Genomic DNA, 16,247 nt, shown 5'->3' with positions numbered 1-16,247 from the left:
CTAGTCCTTTAGTGAGTACATGTCTGACGATGCAGGTCGGTGGCGTGCGCTCTACGGGCCGGGCCATTGAGGGCATAGAGGCTTTGCAGCTGCGGGGCGTCCGGCGCCAGTGGCCAGATGGCCTGCGGCAGTTCGACTTCCGAGAAGCGCTGTTGCGCCCAGTCCCGGGTGTGCTGGTGATCGAATTGCGGTCCGACGCTGAGCACGATCGCCAGTTGACCGTCCGTGGTCATGAACATCAGCGCATCGTTCACGCCGGTTTGCTCTTTGAACTCCAGCTCGATTTGTTCCGGAGAAACGTTGCGGCCGTTGGGCAGGCAGATGATGTTTTTCTCGCGTCCGGTGATGAACAGGAAACCCTCGTCATCGAACTCGCCGATATCACCGGTGCGCAGCCAGCCATCCTCGGTGAAGGAGCAGGCGCTCGGATCGACCCACGAGTAGCCCTGGAACATCGAGCTGCTTTTGATTTCTACCCGTTGCTGATCCGTCACCCGGACCTGGACGTGCGGCAGGGGTTTGCCAACGCTGCCCAGCTTGCTGTTGGCCGGGGTGTTGACGCTCACCACCGAACCGTTTTCGCTCAATCCGTAACCTTGATGAACCTGAATACCCTGCGCGCTCAGACGCTGCAGTTTTTCGCTGCTGATCGGAGCGCCACCGGCGGTGATGTACAACTCGTTGCGCAGCAACGACAGCAGCTCCGTGTCAGTGTTCTGCTCGGCCACTTCAAGGAGCACGTCGAGCATGATCGGCGGTACGGTCACCGCGCTTGCCCGGGTTCTGAGCAGTTGCGCCAGAATCGCCGAGGTGTTGTAGCCCGCCTCGCCGATCAGCGGCGTTTGCTCGTCGAGGAAGTACACCGTGCCGCCGGACAGCAGCGGCAGGTAGACCGCCGTGATCTGCTCGATCAACAGGCTCAGCGGCACCACTGACAGGTAGCGTTTTTGATAGGTGGCCGGGACTACGCCGAGCAGCGATTGCAGCACGGCGCTCAGTCCGCCGAGACTTTGCTTCACGCCTTTGGGCTTGCTGGTGGTGCCGGAGGTGTGGATGACTTTGCAGGTCCATTCGGCATCGGCGCTGTCGATGAAGCTTGGGCCCGTCGGCACCGGAGCCGGGGTCTCGAGTGCGCTGGGCACATGGATCAGGCGGCTGGCGTTCAGGTCGATTTCCCAGCGTTTTTCCAGCGTCTCCCGGCCTTTGTCATCGACCAGGAAGCCCGAGCATTCGAAGGCCAGGTGTTCGGCCTGGTACTTGCTGAAGCCCAACGGCAGCGGCAAGGAGGTGAAGCCGAAGAGCAGGCAGGCGAAGTCGGCGATGACCCAGTCGCTGCTGTTGCGCATGACGATGCCGATGGTGCGCTTTTCGTCGGTGAACTGACAGTTCATGTGTTGCCCAAGCTGCCGGGCATGCTCCAGCACCTGGGTGTAGGTCAGGCGGCGCCCGCCCGTGCCGTCCGCCGCAGGAATATCGACGACGCAGACGGCATCCGGTGTGCGTTGGGCCTGGGCCAGCAAGTCTTCGACGAAATGCGTCATGCTGCTTGCTCGCTCTGCACGTCGAGACGGAAAACGGTCTTGAGGACGGTCTCGTGATAGTGATGCTTCATCTCACCCAGCTTGATGTAGCCGGTGATGGGCGTCTGCTCGTAGTAGGAGCCCCATTCGACTTCCGCTTGGGGGGTCATGCGTTGCGGGTCGGCATCGCAGATCTTGTGGACCTTGACGTTGCAGTAACCCATCGATTTGATCAATTGGGGTGTGCAGGTGCACAGCACGTAGCGTGCGCCCATGCACCAGGTCACCATTGAGAGCATGTTGAACAGGGTCTGGCCGGCAGCCGAATTGATCGACGCGGTATTACCGATTTCGACGATGCAGTCGCGTTCGATCCGGGTGTTGGTGATTCTCGACAGCGTCTCCTCGGACGGTGAGTCCAGATAACATTCGGACAATAGAGGGCCTGACTTGGCGAAACTGAAACCGGCACACGACTGAATGGAGTCATTGTTATCGAATACGATTAAAAAGTACTCGGGAGATGGCTCGATGAAGGCATTAAAGGCTTTCATATACCGCCGTTTTACAAAGTCAACGGCGGACTTCCAGAGTAGGGTGTTGCGTTTGGCTACTTGAGTACGCATGCAAGTTTTCCTTTCTTTTCTGCGTGAGTCGATAGACGGGTTGTTTTGGTACAAAGGTACTAAAGCCTCTTGTTGTTACGGCAACAGGAGGCTTATCCATGCCCTATGTAATAGCGTGGCTTAATCAAGTTATTGGATTGATTTTTATAGTGTTTTTATTTGGTTGTGACGAGTTTTCAGGCTGCCGCACGCGTCCGCAGAAAAGGCCACARGGGTATGTGCGGTTTTTCTGAACGGAAGATACGGGCGTGGTTTTGGCGTGTCAGCGAGTAGCGAATCCTTCCGATGGATTAATGAGATAGCATCCTGCTAGGCGTGGCGTTTTATCATGAGCGGCTTGATTGCTTTAAATGAATTAATTAGTCGTAATTCATTCAGAATCTTCATGTGAGGCATGAGGGCGATCAAGGTATCGATGGCGTAGGGCAAGAGGTTTTTTTGTGGTAAAACGCCGAGCCGCAGTAACGGTGGTTTTTACCCGATATGGACATGGAGGTTCGAATGTTTTCCAGGATCAGTCTCGACCAGTGGCAGGCTTTTGTTTCCACAGTCGAGTGTGGAGGTTTCCAGCAGGCCGGCGAGTATATGTTCAAGTCACAGTCGGCCGTCAGCCATTCGGTCAACCGCATGGAAACCCTGCTGGGTCAGGAACTGTTCCTGATCGAGGGGCGCAAGGCCGTATTGACACCTCTGGGCCAGGCCCTGTTGCCTCAGGCCAAGCATCTGCTGGGCTCGGCGAAAAAGCTTGAGCGACTGGCCATTCGGTACCCGCCGGGGGTGTGTATCGAACACTCGCTGGCGGTCGACATGCTGTTTCCCGCCAACGTGCTGGAGCAAGCGCTGTCACGCTTTTCTTCGGTCTTGCAGGGGTACCGTGTCCGGCTTCACGAAACGGCCGTGTCCGGCGCATACGAATTGCTGGAAAACGGCAAGGTCGAGTTGGGCATCGCCAGTAGTCTGCCGGAGGGCTATATGCAGGAGTTCCTGCTCAACGTTTCGCTGCTGTGTGTCGTGGCGTCTGATCACTCTCTGGCCCATTTCAATGGCGAGCTGAACCTGGCTGACATGAAAGACTACCGGCAAATCGTGGTTAGCGATTCGGGCATCCGCAACTCCCAGAACAGCAGTTGGTCCGGCGCGTCCCAGTGCTGGACCGTAAGCAACCTGAGCACCGCGCTGACGTTTGTCGAACGCGGTCTGGGTTTTGCCTGGCTGCCTGAACACATGGTCAGCGACAAGCTGGCGAGCGGTCAGTTACGCCTGGTGCCACTGTGTCATCAACGCGAATGCAACGTGCCGATGTATATGGGGTTCCTGGAAGAGTACAGGTTCAACCCGGAAGTCCGGCTGATGACCGACATCATTCGCGAGCAGTGCCGGAACATTAATAGCGCCAAGGCCGATACTCTGGCCCTGGCGCTCTGATGTGGTCGACCGAGACGGGCGGGCTGGTCAATTATCTTCGGCGGTCGGCAGGCTGTTGACAGTGCTCTTGAGGATTTGATTGAGGGTGCCGCGCAGCATTTCCAGCGACAGCGCCCCCGGAATCACCCACCGCCCCTCGACCACCAGGCTCGGCACCGAGCTGATGTGCAGGGCACGGCCTCGGGCGAGGTCGTTTTCCAGATCGCTCAGCGCGTGCTGCTCCAGGTACTGGGAGAAGTGTTCCGCGCTGAAGCCTTGTACCTCGGCCACTTCGAGGATGGTCTGCAGGCTGCCGATGTTGCGGCTCTCTACCAGATGGGCGTGTTGCAGGCGGTCAAACATCAGCTCGTGGGCCTCGGGACCGGCCAGGGACTGGGCAGTCTGACAGGCCTTGGCGGCCAGCAGGCCCGAGGGGTATTCAAAATCCTGTTGGCGCATGCCTTCGATATTGATGCGCTTGACCTCTTCGGCCTTGGCGCACTGTTCCCAGTGCTGGAGGATCTCTTCCTTGGCCTTGGGCATCGAACTGAAACGCTGGATCATCTGTGCGTTGTTCGATTGCAGGACGAAACTGCGGTGCTGGATATCCAGATCGAACTCTTCGCTCAAGGCTTTCAAACGCGGGCTCAGTACAAAGCACCAGCCACACACAACATCATGAAAATATTCAACTTTTAGAGACGGCATGGGGTATTTCCTGAAATCGATGAGATGGCAGGACTATCCCTTGGCGGGTGATGAACAAAAAAGCGACTTTTTTGAGGTATATCCACCCATGGTGTTCATCATCGGGCGGATAGCGGTCGCAGCAGACAGGTATGGGGCGGTGCAAAGACGGAACGATCCTGTTTGTTCCGTGCTTTTTTGAGCGGAACGGGATGAATGCGGCCCAGGCGTTGTATGAAAAATAAGTACGATTTCCTGAAAAATGACGGTGTTCTGTCAGTCTTTTAACTGGCCTCCGTGTCTGTTGGCTTTCGTCGGGGTGGAGGGTTTTTCGGGTAATGTCTGCTTACTTTTGATCGCCGTTAAATCTTGAATCACTCGTCTACTCTGCCTGCACAGACCAGGAGTCTGTCGTTATCAGCAGTCGCAAGGAGCGAACCATGTACTTTGAGATCTACAGGCAGTCGCGAGGCACCCCGCTTACCGGGAAGGGCCAATGGCGCTGGCGTTTAAGGGCGGCCAATCATGAGACGGTTGCCAGCGGCGAGTCGTACGTCAACAAGGCGGATTGCCTGCACGTGATCGGGTTGATCAAAAGCGTCCACAACGAAACATTGGTGAAGGAAATCTAGGCTGTACCTGCTGGTGTGTGGAAACGAAGCTGCTCAGGCACATCGAGCAGCTTCGCGGCTTCGGCGTCTGCTGAATCAGGTCATCCACCAGGTGGCGAAAGGGGGTAAATGAATGGCCAAAATCGCCGCAATTTCGCCCTTGCATCACCTCCCACGCTCCTGCTTAATGTCACGCAGCTCTTGGCGCTGGAAATTAGTCGGCGACCTCGGATAGCAGAAAAATCACTATAAAAAGAGCAATCAGTGACTCATCAGCATGGAACGCATTGGGGCGAGCATGTGGCGCTATCGCTCGTCATTCCGGTCTTTAATGAAGCTGCCACCATCGATTTGTTCATGGCGCGGATCACTGACGTCTTCAAGGATGAGGCGCTGGTCGGTCTGGAGATGGTGTTCGTCAATGACGGCAGTACCGACACGACGCTGGAGCTGCTTCTGGAGCGCCAGAAGACTGACCCCCGTGTGCGAATCGTCGATCTGAGCCGCAACTTCGGCAAGGAAGCGGCTTTGACAGCGGGCTTGCAGACTGCCACAGGCCAGGTGGTTGTGCCCATCGATGTCGATCTTCAGGATCCGCCCGAAGTCATCCTCCAGATGATCGCCTGCTGGCGCGAAGGCTATGAAGTGGTGCTGGGCCATCGAGTGAGTCGTCACAACGACTCCTGGGCCAAGCAAACTTCGGCCAACTGGTTTTATCGCCTGCACAACAAAATCTCTGACCAGCCGTTACCGAAAAATGTCGGTGATTTTCGGCTCATGGACCGCTGCGTAGTCGATGCCTTGCAGACCTTGCCCGAGTCCCGACGCTTCATGAAGGGATTGTTCGCCTGGGTCGGATTTCGGACCATCCATGTCGATTACGAGCGTCCGGAGCGGGTGGCGGGGGAAAGCAAATTCAATGGCTGGCGCTTGTGGAACTTCGCGCTGGAAGGCATCACCAGTTTCAGCACCGATCCGCTCAAGGTCTGGACGTATCTGGGGCTGTTGGTGTCCGTGGTTTCTTTTGCATTCGCCACTTTCATTGTGTTGCGGACGTTGTTGACCGGGATCGATGTTCCAGGCTACGCCTCGCTGATGGTTGCCGTGACTTTTCTGGGTGGCTTGCAATTGATCGGTATCGGGGTGTTGGGTGAGTACTTGGGCAGAACGTACATCGAATCAAAACGCCGCCCGGTTTTTCTGGTGCGTCGCGTCCATAACGCCAAGGACTGACCATGGATCTCAAGGAAACCGACATCCTCGGTTCAAGCATCGATCAGCATTGGTATTACTGTTCAAAAGCGGCGGCGACAACGCGTTTGTTGGGCGATACCCATGTCGAAAAAATTCTCGACGTAGGTGCGGGGTCAGGTTTTTTTTCCCATCATCTGTTGACCCGTACGACAGCCTCCGAGGCCTGGTGCGTGGACATCAGTTACGACGCGGACTCGGACACCACCACTGCCGGTAAACCGGTGCACTACCGCCGCTCGATCGATTCGATTGATGCTGATCTGGTGCTGCTGATGGATGTGCTGGAACATGTCGATGACGATGTCGGGTTGCTCAAGGCGTACATCGAAAAAGTCCCGTCCGGCAGTCGTTTCCTGATGACGGTGCCGGCATTCCAGTTTCTCTGGAGCGGGCACGATGACTTTCTTGAACACAAACGTCGCTATACCTTGCCGCAACTGGAGAGGGTGGCCAGGGAAGCCGGTTTGACAGTGAAAAAGGGCGCTTACTATTTCGGCGCGGTATTCCCGATTGCAGCTACCCTGCGGTTGCTGCCCCAAGGCGCACAACCGTCGTCGCCACGCTCGCAACTCAAGCAGCATCATCCGTTGGTCAATACGCTGCTGAAGACCTTGTGCAGTTTCGAGCTTCCGTTGATGGGCGCGAACCGCCTGGCCGGTCTGACGGTGTTCGTGCTGGCGCAGAAACCGTGACCTCAGCCGAAAAATCAGCCCTGATCAAGCGTGGCCTGCGTTTTGCCGTGACCGGGTTATTCGTCACAGCCCTGCATGCGGTGATGGCCGTGCTGTTCATCAACTACGTGCTGGCGCTGCCACCCGTGGCCAATGGTGTAGCGTTTTCTGTGGCGACCCTGGTTTCTTATGTGATCAACACGAGCTGGAGTTTTTCCAGCCGATTGCATGGCCGGACGCTGGTGCGCTTCATGATGGTTTCGGGCGCCGGTTTACTACTGGCGATGCTGGTGGCCTGGGCTGCGCAAATGGCCGGGCTTCATTACTTGCTGGGGATAGGGGCAGTGGCGCTGACCATTCCGGCCTTTACGTTTGTGCTGCATAATTTTTGGACGTATCGATGAAGCTTTCCCCAAAACACCTGACGATCTCGATATTGCCTGTCCTCATGGGAATTTTGGCGTTTTTTATCGTGGTCGGCCCTCGGGCATTGAACCCGATGAACATCGCCTGGCTGGATAATGGGGACCCGGCAACCCATTACCTTGGTTGGGTTTTTTTCAGGTCCTCTCCCTGGTCGTTTCCACTGGGCCTCAATCCGTCCTATGGGCTGGAGCTGGGTAACAGCATCATATTCTCGGATTCAAATCCGCTGTTTGCGTTGATCTTCAAACCCTTTGCTGCGTTGCTTCCCGAGCCTTTCCAGTATTTCGGTCTCTGGTTCCTGACGTGTTTCATTCTCCAAAGCTGGTTTGCCTGGAAGCTGATGGGGCTGGCCACCGCCAATGTGACATTACGCTTACTGGGGGCGGGGCTATTTCTTTTCACCCCCGCAATGATTGCGCGATTGGGTGTGCATCTGTCTCTGGCAGGCCATTTTCTGATTCTGGCGGCCTTGTACCTGGCCTTGCGTCCTCAAAACGACAAGCGCCGTCTGGCCTGGGGTGCGCTGTTGGCGGCAACGGCGCTGGTGCATGCTTATCTATTGGCAATGGTCGCGCTGATCTGGATTGCCGATCTGCTGGCTAAAACCTTACAACGTCACCTGACGCTGCCCAAGGCGTTGATCGAGCTGGTCAGCTTGTTTCTTCTGGTCAGTCTGTGCTGCTGGCAGGCCGGCTATTTCAGTGTCGGAGGCAGTGGCGTAGGCTCACTCGGTTTTGGGTTGTTTCGCGCGAACGTGCTGACGTTCTTCGATGCCAGCAACTGGTCCTACGTACTGAACGATATGCCAGGCGTATTGGGCGATAGCGAAGGTTTGGCATTTCTGGGGCTGGGAGGCATTTTTCTGGCCATTTGCGCTTTTCTGGTGACGCTGCAGGGCAACAGCAACGTTATCGTTGCAGTGCGCAGGCGGCCGGTATTACTGATTGCTCTTTTGGGGCTCGCACTGTTCGCCGTCTCCAATAAAGTCGGCATTGGCGCATTTGAGTTCGACTATCCATTGCCCGAGTTCTTCATTTCCGCTGCAGGTATTTTTCGGGCTTCGGGGCGGATGATCTGGCCAGTCATGTATGTGGCGATCTTCGGCATCATCTACGTGGTTGTCCGGGGGCACACGCCGCGAACGGCGTTGGTGCTGTTAACCATTGCTCTGGTGATCCAGGTGGCGGATACCCGGGCGGGCTGGATGGGGGCGCGGAAACTCCTGATGGTTTCGCCAGCATCGAAATGGAAGACCCCGCTGGTCGACTCGTTTTGGCCGAGTGCGGCGTCGCACTATCAGAAGGTGCGCTGGGTTCGTCCGCAAAACTTATCGGTCAAGTGGTTGACGTTGGCAGATTACGCGGGCACTTACCGTATGGCGACGGATGCGGTCTATCTGGGTAGAGTGAGTACCGTGGCCGTAGAGGCGGCACAACGCAAGGCGGACCTGACTCTCGCCTCCAGGAAGTATGACGCCGATTCCCTGTATGTACTGGACGAGAGGGCACTGCTCCAAGCGGCAGTCTCCCTCGACAGCAGCACCGATGTTCTGGCCAGAGTCGATGGTTTGAACGTACTGGCTCCTGGCTGGAAACAATGTGCCGATTGTCCCGCAGTAAATGCCGTCAATCCACTGGATTTGATTCCATTGCTCAAGCAGGGCGAAAGGATGCTGTTCACGGAAGGGAGCCCGGCGACAGCCTATCTGGCAAAAGGCTGGTCTGCCAACGAACCGTGGGGGACTTGGTCAGAAGGCACCGATGCGGAAATCATTCTGCGACCGACGACTGACGTGCATTCGCTGCTGCTCGAAACCAATGCCTTACTGGCCCCGACACACGTACGTCAGTCGTTGGAAGTCCGCGTCAATGAAGTTCGGCTCCTCGATACCAGCCTGATCAAGCCAGAAGCGAACAGGATTGAAATCGCTCTGCCAGCCGAGGTGAAAAAGCTCGTTGCACAGCAGGGTGTGTTGCGGATCCAGTTTCACTTTGCCAATGCAATCAGTCCCGGCGAACTCGGCATGGGCGAGGATTCGCGCAAGTTGGCAATCGGGTTACAAGCGTTGACCGTGCAGTGAACCGGCCTGCCGGCTCCGTGCTGCGCTTGCTCGATATTGTTGTTCAGTGGCGTGAGTGCGTAGACGCCAGCTCTCAAGCTTTTCTACACTGCTCCCAGTCTTGGGGACTGAGGGCAGCTGATGAACCGCAATGAACTGCGTAAGGCCGACATCAATTTGATGGTGGTATTCGAGACGCTGATGCTCGAACGCAATGTGACGCGAGTGGCAGAGAAGCTGTTTCTCGGGCAACCGACCATCAGCTCGGCACTCAACCGTTTGCGGGCGATGTTCAACGATCCGCTGTTTATCCGGGTGGGCCATCGCATGGAGCCGACGGCGCGGGCCGAGGAACTGATTCAACACCTCTCGCCGGCGCTGGACGCGTTGTCCTCGGCGTTGAGCCTGACCCACCACTTCGATCCTGCCAGCAGCACCATGACCTTTCGCATCGGTTTGTCCGATGACGTCGAGTTCGGCCTGCTGCCACCGCTGTTGCGCGCATTGCGCCAGGAAGCGCCGCAAGTGGTGTTCGTGGTTCAGCATGTCGATTACTGGCGGATCCCGGACTTGCTCGCGTCCGGTGACATCACGGTCGGCATCAGCCAGACCCGCGGCCTGCCGGCCAATGCCAAGCGCAAACTGTTGCGGCACATTCTGCCCTGCATACTGCGCGCCGATGCCTGCGATACGCCGCTGACCCTCGACGAGTACTGTTCGCGCCCGCATGTGCTGGTTTCGCACACGGCCAATGTCAGCGGTTATGCCGACGAGTGGCTGGCCGAGATCGGTCGCAAGCGCCAGGTGGTGCTCTCGGTGCCGCAATACAGTGCCTTGCCGGCCCTGCTCGCGGGGACCGACCTGATTGCCAGCCTGCCGGACTACGCGGCAGCGGCGATGGCCGCCTCAGGTCAGTTGTTCATGGAACCGTTCCCGTTCAAGACGCCGACCCTGGACCTGTCCATGGTCTGGCTGAGTCACGTCGATACCGACCCCGCCGAACGCTGGCTGCGTGCGCGGCTCGAAGCCTTCATGAGCGAGCGCGGTGTGTCCGGGATACAGAGCGACAAGTTGCTCGGCCGGTAACCGGTGGCGGCTTGCTTGCCCGGCATTTCTCGGGGAAGGGCAGGGGCGCTCTATGGTATACCTACGCCCCTTCGTTCAATCCTCAAGGAGCATTGCAATGCCTCACCTGCACATGGAGTACACCGCCAACCTGCCGAACCTCAATGCCGATGTGGCGTTGTTGCGCTTGAACAACGCATTGGTGGCGTCGGGGCAGTTTTCCGCAGAGTACGATATCAAGAGCCGTGCGGTGCAGGTCGGTGCGTTCCGGGTCGGTACCGGGCTGGGTGAGCGTGGTTTTGTGCATGTGAAGCTGGCGTTACTGAGCGGGCGCTCGCCTGCGATCAAGAAGCAATTGTCCGAAAGCCTGTTGGCGGTGGTGCAGGATCTCTGCGAATGGCCTGCCAGTGTTGATGTGCAGCTGTGCGTCGAGATTCTGGATATCGATCGCGATTCCTACGCCAAGACGGCCATCAGCCACTGATACCCTGTGCGTTGACCCTCAGGCAAACCCCTGTTCTGTACAAGCCTTGACCACTTGCTCGCGAAGCCAGGTGTTGGCGCTGTCCAGCTCGTGGGTTTGACTCCACTGCATCTCAAGGGTGAACCCTGGTACGCCGTTCGGCGCCTCGCAATGGCTGAAGACCGAGTCTTTGGCCAGCAGGTGCTGGATGCGCCGGGGCATGGTCAGAATGAAGTCAGTCCCGGTGATCAGCTTCAGTGCAGCGCTGTAGCTGTTGGCGCGCGCAACGATCTGGCGTTTGTGCGCCTGTTGGGCGAGCCAGCCGTCGACCATGTTGGTGGTGGATGTCCACGGCGTGGGGAACACGTGTCGGCGTTCGACGTAGGCTTTGAGGCTGATGCGAGGCTCCAGCGGCGTCGCCCGTTTATCGAAAACGCACACCAGATCGTCCTCCAGCAACACCTGGGATCTGAAGTCAGTGTGGCTGCGATGAAAGTTCGGGCCGAAGCCGATCACCAGGTCGAGGCTGCCATCGCGCAGTTCTTCGGCGGGGATGTCGGTTTCGAGTTTGTGCACATTGATGATCACAGGCAGGTCGGCGAAATCGAAGTTCTTCAATAGCCGCGGCAGGATCAGTTGCTCGAAGTATTCCGGCGCACAGATATTGAAGGTCACGGCTTGCTGCGTCGGGTCGAATGCCTGAACCCCGGCATGGCACAGGTTGATGCTTTCAAGAATCTTCTGCACATGTGCGTACATGGTGCCGGCCTTGTAGGTCGGACGCATACCGGTGCGGGTATTGATGAACAACTCGTCCTCGAAACTGGTGCGCAGTTTCTTCAGGCAGTAACTCACCGTGGACTGGCTGACAAACAGCGCTTCAGACACACCGGTGACGCTGCTTTGCTCATACACGGCGATGAACACCATGAGGTCCTGCATGTCGAGCTTTCTAAGCAAGTTACTGTTCAGCATCCGTACTATCTCACTCCGCTCGTTGCGCAAGTTGTGCGCAAACGTGTGCGAGTGATGCTAACGGAACGACCGTCCTAGGAGAATGGCTCGTAGGATCATTCACGGACAAGTGTGGGACAGAAGTTGTTGCGAATGCGACGTCTGTCGCAATCCGGGCCGAAGGCGGGTGAGCACCTTCAGCCTTCAGTCGCCGTGTTTACGCGGTTACCGGAAGCGCGCGACGGCTGGACATCACCAGCGCGAGCATCCCGCCGGCCACCAGCAAGGCACCTGCGACTTCCAGCATCAGCGGTTGCTGCGCCAGCCAGAACCAATGGAACAAGGTGATGAACAACGTGCTGAGGTAGACGTAGGAAATCACCGTGGACGGTGCAATCACTCCGATCGCCCGGTGCAGCAACCAGAAGGTTGCCAGGGTCGCGAACAGCGCCAGGTAGACCAGCCAGAACAGATCGTGGGCAGACAACAGGGCGCCGGACCGCCAGCCGCCATTGACCAGGCTGAACGCGAACAGGAACAGCGAGCCGAAGAGCATGTTCCAGAATGTCATCACCACAGGCCCACGGCCCTTGAGGCTGTTCGCCTTAAAGCGCTGACTCAACGGTGAATAGAGCGCCATCGCCAGGCAGCCAACCCCGAACACCGACACCGCATAGAGCGAAGGGACTTCGCCGGGGCCTGTGCCCTTGAGGATCAGCAGCAGCGCACCGGCCGCTGCAATCAGCATCGGCAGCAGGCGGCTTTTCGAACGGTTGCCAGGTATCAGGAAGGCCTCGAAGCACAGCGTCATCAATGGCACCAGGGTAAACAGGGTCCCGGTGTTGACCGCCGAGGTGTAGCGCAGCGCTTCAAACAACGAGCCGAAATACACGGCCAGCAACAGCCCGAGCCAGGCATGACTGGCAAGGCCTTTGGCGGTGATCGCGGTGCCGCCGTTGAGCAACAGCATCGGCAGAAACGCCAAAGCCGAAAACAGCAGCCGCAGGCCGGTCAACAGGATCGGATCGATGGATTGGCTGACCTCGGCGGCGGCGAAAAACGAGGCGGCAACCAACGCAGCCCAAAGCAACATGCCCGCGTTGGCGGAGGCGAAACTGATCTGTTTCATCGGTGTGTCCCTGATCAATCAATGTGTTTGGCGTAATGCCGTGGGTCAAAGCGCAACACCATCAGAACCATCAACAGCATCACTGCCGTCAGTGACCACCAGGCCCATTCGAAACTGCCCAGTTGATCGCGGATCATCCCGGCGATCAGCGGCGACAAGCCGGCGATCAGATAGCCGATCCCTTGCACGAACGCCGTGAGCCCACCGGCGCGCTGCGGATTGTCCAAGTGATCCAGCGAGACGATCAGGCTCATGGGAAACAGGCCGCCAATACCCAGGCCCAGCAAACACGGCCAGAGCAGGCTCAGGTGTTGCGGGCTGAGGATCAGTCCGCAGAAGCCGGCCATGATCAATCCCAGCAGCACCACCAGGACCAGTCGTTTATCGCGGCTGCGGTTGGCGATAGCCGGTGTCAGCAAACCGGAGAGCACCTCCATGGCCGTCAAAAAGCCTAGCAGCAGGCCGGCGCTCTGCTCGCTCCAGCCTTTCTCGACGTAGTACGGGGCCAGCCAGGCCAGCACGCAGGTGTAGGACGCAGTGCCCAAACCGAAGAAAATCGCCAGCAGCCAGGCACGCGAATTGCTGAAAAACGCTTCTTTGCGTTGCACGGTGGCAGGCGTTGCCGGGACGGCGTGACGTTGGCCGTACCAGAGCAACAGGGCAAGCAATGCCAACACCGTCCAGATCGCCAACCCCACACGCCAGCTGCCGGTACGTGTCATCACCAAGGGCGCGAACGATGCCGCGATGGCCGCGCCGCCCATGATCGAAGTGACGTAAAGCCCCATGAACAGCGAGACGTTGTCGCTGAAGCGGGATTTGATCAGCGCCGGCATCAAGGCCTGGATCAGCGCAATGCCGATGCCGGCAAGGACTGCACTGAGGATCAGTTCGGCGGCCGAATCGAGGAACAGCCGCGACACGGTGGCCAGGCCAATGATCAGCAGCGACAGCACCACCGTTCGATGTTCTCCCAGGCGCCGGCTGACGCTCATGCCGAAGAACATCGCCAAGCCCATGGCCATCACCGGCAGCATGGTCAGCAGCGACGCCAGGCTGAAACTCAACGCAATATCGCCGCGAATGGCCGATAACAACGGGCCGACGGCAGCCATCGACGGGCGCAGGTTCAGGGCGACGAGGATCACGGCGATCATCAGCCAGACAGCGGGACGGGAGGTGGCGCGAACGTTTTCCATAACCATACCTTGAAGGACAAGGTCTGAATTAGGCGGTGCGCGGCGGGCGTCGGCAAATCAGAAAGTCATGTGCGGTATTTAAAAATTAAATACGGCTCGGCTTACCGGAAAAAGTCGCAAGGGAAGGCGCACGGATACTGTTTCCAGCCATAGCGTCGCGGACCCGCTTATGATGCCATCCATAATCCATGTCTATAGTTGAGCCGGCATGCTGTTACGCCATATCCGTTACTTGCTCGCGGTCGCCGAGCATCGCAACTTCACTCGGGCGGCCGAGGCATTGCATGTCTCGCAGCCAACGCTGTCGCAGCAGATCAAGCAACTCGAGGATGTCCTCGGTGCACCGTTGTTCGATCGTTCCGGGCGCACCGTGCGTTTGACCGATGCCGGCGAGGCGTATGTGCGTTATGCGCGGTTGGCCTTGCAGGACCTGGAGGCGGCCAAACGGGCGATGCACGACGTGCAGGACCTGACACGCGGCTCGTTGCGGCTGGCCATGACGCCGACTTTCACCGCCTACCTGATCGGCCCGTTGCTGGCGCGTTTCAACAGCCTGTACCCGGGCCTCACCCTGAGCGTCGAGGAGATGACCCAGGACCAGATCGAGGCGGCGCTGGCTGAGGACCGACTGGACCTCGGCATTGCGTTCACCGGCCGTCACCTGGCGGACATCGACAGTCAGACGCTGTTTGCCGAAACCTTGAGCCTGGTCGTCAGTGAGGCGCATCCGGGGTTTGTCCGGCAACAATCACTCGACGCGCAGGCGCTGGGCCAGCAGTCGCTGGTGTTGCTCAGCGGCGACTTTGCAACCCGTCAGCACATCGACCTGTATTGCCGACAGCAAGGCATCGCGCCACGCATCGCCATCGAAGCCAACTCCATCAGCGCGATTGTCGAGATCGTTCGTCGCGGGCACCTGGCGACCATTCTCCCCGAGGCCATCACCCATGCGCTGCCGGGGTTGCGCCCGCTGGCGCTGCAACCGGCGTTGCCACAACGCACGGTGGCCTTGCTCAGTCGCAAGGGCGCTTATCGCAGCGCAGCGAGTGAGGCATTCCGGGCGCTGGTCAGTGTTCAGTGACCGGGAGCGGTCGCCAACCACTGAGCGAGCACCCCATCATAGGCGCCCGTGGCTTTGCTCAGGTGTAGCCACTGATCCACATAGGCTTTCCAGGCCACGTCATCACGAGGGAGCAAGTAGGCTTTCTCGCTGTACTGCAAGTACTGCTCGGGATTGACCGCGCACAATCCGGGTTTTTGCTTCTGCTGATAGCGCGCTTCGGAAGCGTCGGTGATCATCACGTCGGCCTTGTTTTCCAGCAGTTGCTCAAAAATCGTCACGTTGTCCGGGAACAGGGTCAGCGTGGCGTTGGGCAGGTGAGTGCGGGCAAACACTTCGTTGGTGCCGCCTGCCGGCTCGATCAACCGCACGGACGACCGGTTGAGCTGTTCGACGGTTTGATAGCGTTGTTTATCTTCGCAACGCACCAGCGGGATTTTTCCGTCGACGCCCAGCGTGTCGCTGAAAGAGGCCTTTTTCTGCCGCTCCAGTGAAACCGAAATGCCGCCCATGCCGATATCGCAACGGTCAGCCAGAAAATCCGTCATCAGGTTCTTCCAGGTGGTGGGGACCCATTGCACGTCAACGTTCAGACTTTTCGCCAGGGATTGGGCCATGGCGATATCGATCCCTTCGTATCCGCCCTCTGCGCGCAGATAGGTGTAAGGCTTGTAATCGCCGGTGGTACAGACCTTCAGATGACCCCGTTCAATCACCTGGTCCAGGTGCGAAGGTGCATTCTGGGCAAATGCCTGGACACTGAGCGTGAGCAAGGAGCAGAGCAGTAAACGAGCTTTCATCGGGTCGTCCTTGAGTGTTGCCAGAGGAGGAGGGGAAGGTCGACGTCAGTATTTGTTGGCTGGGGGCGATGGCGCAAGTGTGGGGTCATTGCGCGGCGATTGTTTAGCCTATCCGCAACCAAGGTTCTTCAAGTCTGGATTTAACGGCTTATCGCTGCGTGTGACGCTGCTCAGCCTCTGTGTTCTGTGGTGTTTTCTATGGACGGTTGCTCAGTCGACACTCACCCCGAGGCTTCGCCTGGCGCTTATGCGTCATGCCGTCAGCATCGGCGTCGATTCACGCCCGCCACCGCCCTGAACCTGTCTGCACTGCCTTCTG

The 16,247-nt window shown here is 58.2% G+C and carries 16 protein-coding genes; 9 read left to right on the top strand and 7 right to left on the bottom strand.

Features of this window, described 5'->3' with window-relative positions; genetic code table 11:
* Positions 1 to 8: 8 nt before the first annotated feature.
* Together AC1DIH_RS04690 and AC1DIH_RS04685 are read right to left on the bottom strand one after the other, a co-directional pair.
* Positions 9 to 1,541, bottom strand: a complete 1,533-nt coding sequence (locus AC1DIH_RS04690; protein WP_477770779.1) for an AMP-binding protein — start codon at positions 1,539 to 1,541, stop codon at positions 9 to 11.
* The gene (locus AC1DIH_RS04685) at positions 1,538 to 2,146 is read right to left on the bottom strand and encodes a thermostable hemolysin (protein WP_477770778.1); all 609 of its coding nucleotides are present in this window, start codon (positions 2,144 to 2,146) and stop codon (positions 1,538 to 1,540) included. Before AC1DIH_RS04685 ends, AC1DIH_RS04690 begins: the two co-directional genes overlap by 4 nt.
* A gap of 501 nt (positions 2,147 to 2,647) precedes the next feature.
* On the opposite strand from AC1DIH_RS04685, the gene AC1DIH_RS04680 reads away from it, so the two are divergent.
* Positions 2,648 to 3,571, top strand: coding sequence for a LysR family transcriptional regulator (locus AC1DIH_RS04680; RefSeq protein WP_477770777.1), 924 nt, complete (start codon positions 2,648 to 2,650; stop codon positions 3,569 to 3,571).
* Positions 3,572 to 3,598: 27 nt separating this feature from the next.
* Here the strand turns inward: AC1DIH_RS04680 and AC1DIH_RS04675 are convergent, their stop codons facing one another.
* Complete coding sequence (locus AC1DIH_RS04675) at positions 3,599 to 4,258, bottom strand: DsbA family oxidoreductase (protein WP_477770776.1); 660 nt, start codon at positions 4,256 to 4,258, stop codon at positions 3,599 to 3,601.
* 419 nt (positions 4,259 to 4,677) lie between these two features.
* Here AC1DIH_RS04675 and AC1DIH_RS04670 point away from each other — a divergent pair, with 419 nt between their 5' ends.
* The 7 genes from AC1DIH_RS04670 to AC1DIH_RS04640 all read left to right on the top strand — a co-directional run bounded on the left by AC1DIH_RS04670 (position 4,678) and on the right by AC1DIH_RS04640 (position 10,807).
* Positions 4,678 to 4,869 (top strand): YegP family protein, encoded by a 192-nt coding sequence (locus AC1DIH_RS04670; RefSeq protein WP_477770775.1) that lies wholly within the window; start codon positions 4,678 to 4,680, stop codon positions 4,867 to 4,869.
* 243 nt (positions 4,870 to 5,112) lie between these two features.
* On the top strand, positions 5,113 to 6,081 hold the full coding sequence (locus AC1DIH_RS04665) for a glycosyltransferase family 2 protein (RefSeq protein ID WP_477770774.1): 969 nt from the start codon (positions 5,113 to 5,115) through the stop codon (positions 6,079 to 6,081).
* 2 nt (positions 6,082 to 6,083) lie between these two features.
* The gene (locus AC1DIH_RS04660) at positions 6,084 to 6,794 is read left to right on the top strand and encodes a class I SAM-dependent methyltransferase (protein ID WP_477770773.1); all 711 of its coding nucleotides are present in this window, start codon (positions 6,084 to 6,086) and stop codon (positions 6,792 to 6,794) included.
* Positions 6,791 to 7,177: a GtrA family protein gene (locus tag AC1DIH_RS04655; protein WP_477770772.1), complete on the top strand. Its 387-nt coding sequence runs from the start codon at positions 6,791 to 6,793 to the stop codon at positions 7,175 to 7,177. The genes AC1DIH_RS04660 and AC1DIH_RS04655 overlap by 4 nt, the downstream gene beginning before the upstream one ends.
* The gene (locus AC1DIH_RS04650; RefSeq protein ID WP_477770771.1) at positions 7,174 to 9,279 is read left to right on the top strand and encodes a DUF6311 domain-containing protein; all 2,106 of its coding nucleotides are present in this window, start codon (positions 7,174 to 7,176) and stop codon (positions 9,277 to 9,279) included. Before AC1DIH_RS04655 ends, AC1DIH_RS04650 begins: the two co-directional genes overlap by 4 nt.
* 120 nt (positions 9,280 to 9,399) lie before the next feature.
* Positions 9,400 to 10,344, top strand: coding sequence for a LysR substrate-binding domain-containing protein (locus AC1DIH_RS04645; RefSeq protein WP_477768817.1), 945 nt, complete (start codon positions 9,400 to 9,402; stop codon positions 10,342 to 10,344).
* 97 nt (positions 10,345 to 10,441) lie between these two features.
* On the top strand, positions 10,442 to 10,807 hold the full coding sequence (locus tag AC1DIH_RS04640) for a 5-carboxymethyl-2-hydroxymuconate Delta-isomerase (protein WP_019692505.1): 366 nt from the start codon (positions 10,442 to 10,444) through the stop codon (positions 10,805 to 10,807).
* A gap of 18 nt (positions 10,808 to 10,825) precedes the next feature.
* Here the strand turns inward: AC1DIH_RS04640 and AC1DIH_RS04635 are convergent, their stop codons facing one another.
* The 3 genes from AC1DIH_RS04635 to AC1DIH_RS04625 form a co-directional block, all read right to left on the bottom strand.
* Entirely contained in the window at positions 10,826 to 11,761 is a 936-nt protein-coding gene (locus AC1DIH_RS04635) for a LysR family transcriptional regulator (RefSeq protein WP_477770770.1), read from the bottom strand.
* Positions 11,762 to 11,957: 196 nt separating this feature from the next.
* Positions 11,958 to 12,869, bottom strand: a complete 912-nt coding sequence (locus AC1DIH_RS04630; protein WP_477770769.1) for a DMT family transporter — start codon at positions 12,867 to 12,869, stop codon at positions 11,958 to 11,960.
* A gap of 14 nt (positions 12,870 to 12,883) precedes the next feature.
* Complete coding sequence (locus AC1DIH_RS04625; protein WP_477770768.1) at positions 12,884 to 14,068, bottom strand: cyanate transporter; 1,185 nt, start codon at positions 14,066 to 14,068, stop codon at positions 12,884 to 12,886.
* 208 nt (positions 14,069 to 14,276) lie between these two features.
* On the opposite strand from AC1DIH_RS04625, the gene cynR reads away from it, so the two are divergent.
* Positions 14,277 to 15,149, top strand: a complete 873-nt coding sequence (gene cynR, locus AC1DIH_RS04620) for a transcriptional regulator CynR (protein ID WP_477770767.1) — start codon at positions 14,277 to 14,279, stop codon at positions 15,147 to 15,149.
* Here cynR and AC1DIH_RS04615 read toward each other — a convergent pair.
* Positions 15,143 to 15,928 (bottom strand): transporter substrate-binding domain-containing protein, encoded by a 786-nt coding sequence (locus AC1DIH_RS04615; protein WP_477770766.1) that lies wholly within the window; start codon positions 15,926 to 15,928, stop codon positions 15,143 to 15,145. The genes cynR and AC1DIH_RS04615 overlap by 7 nt on opposite strands.
* Positions 15,929 to 16,247 lie beyond the last annotated feature (319 nt).

The organism is Pseudomonas sp. 05N36 (assembly GCF_056397385.1).
This window is presented reverse-complemented; position numbering and strand designations above follow the sequence as displayed.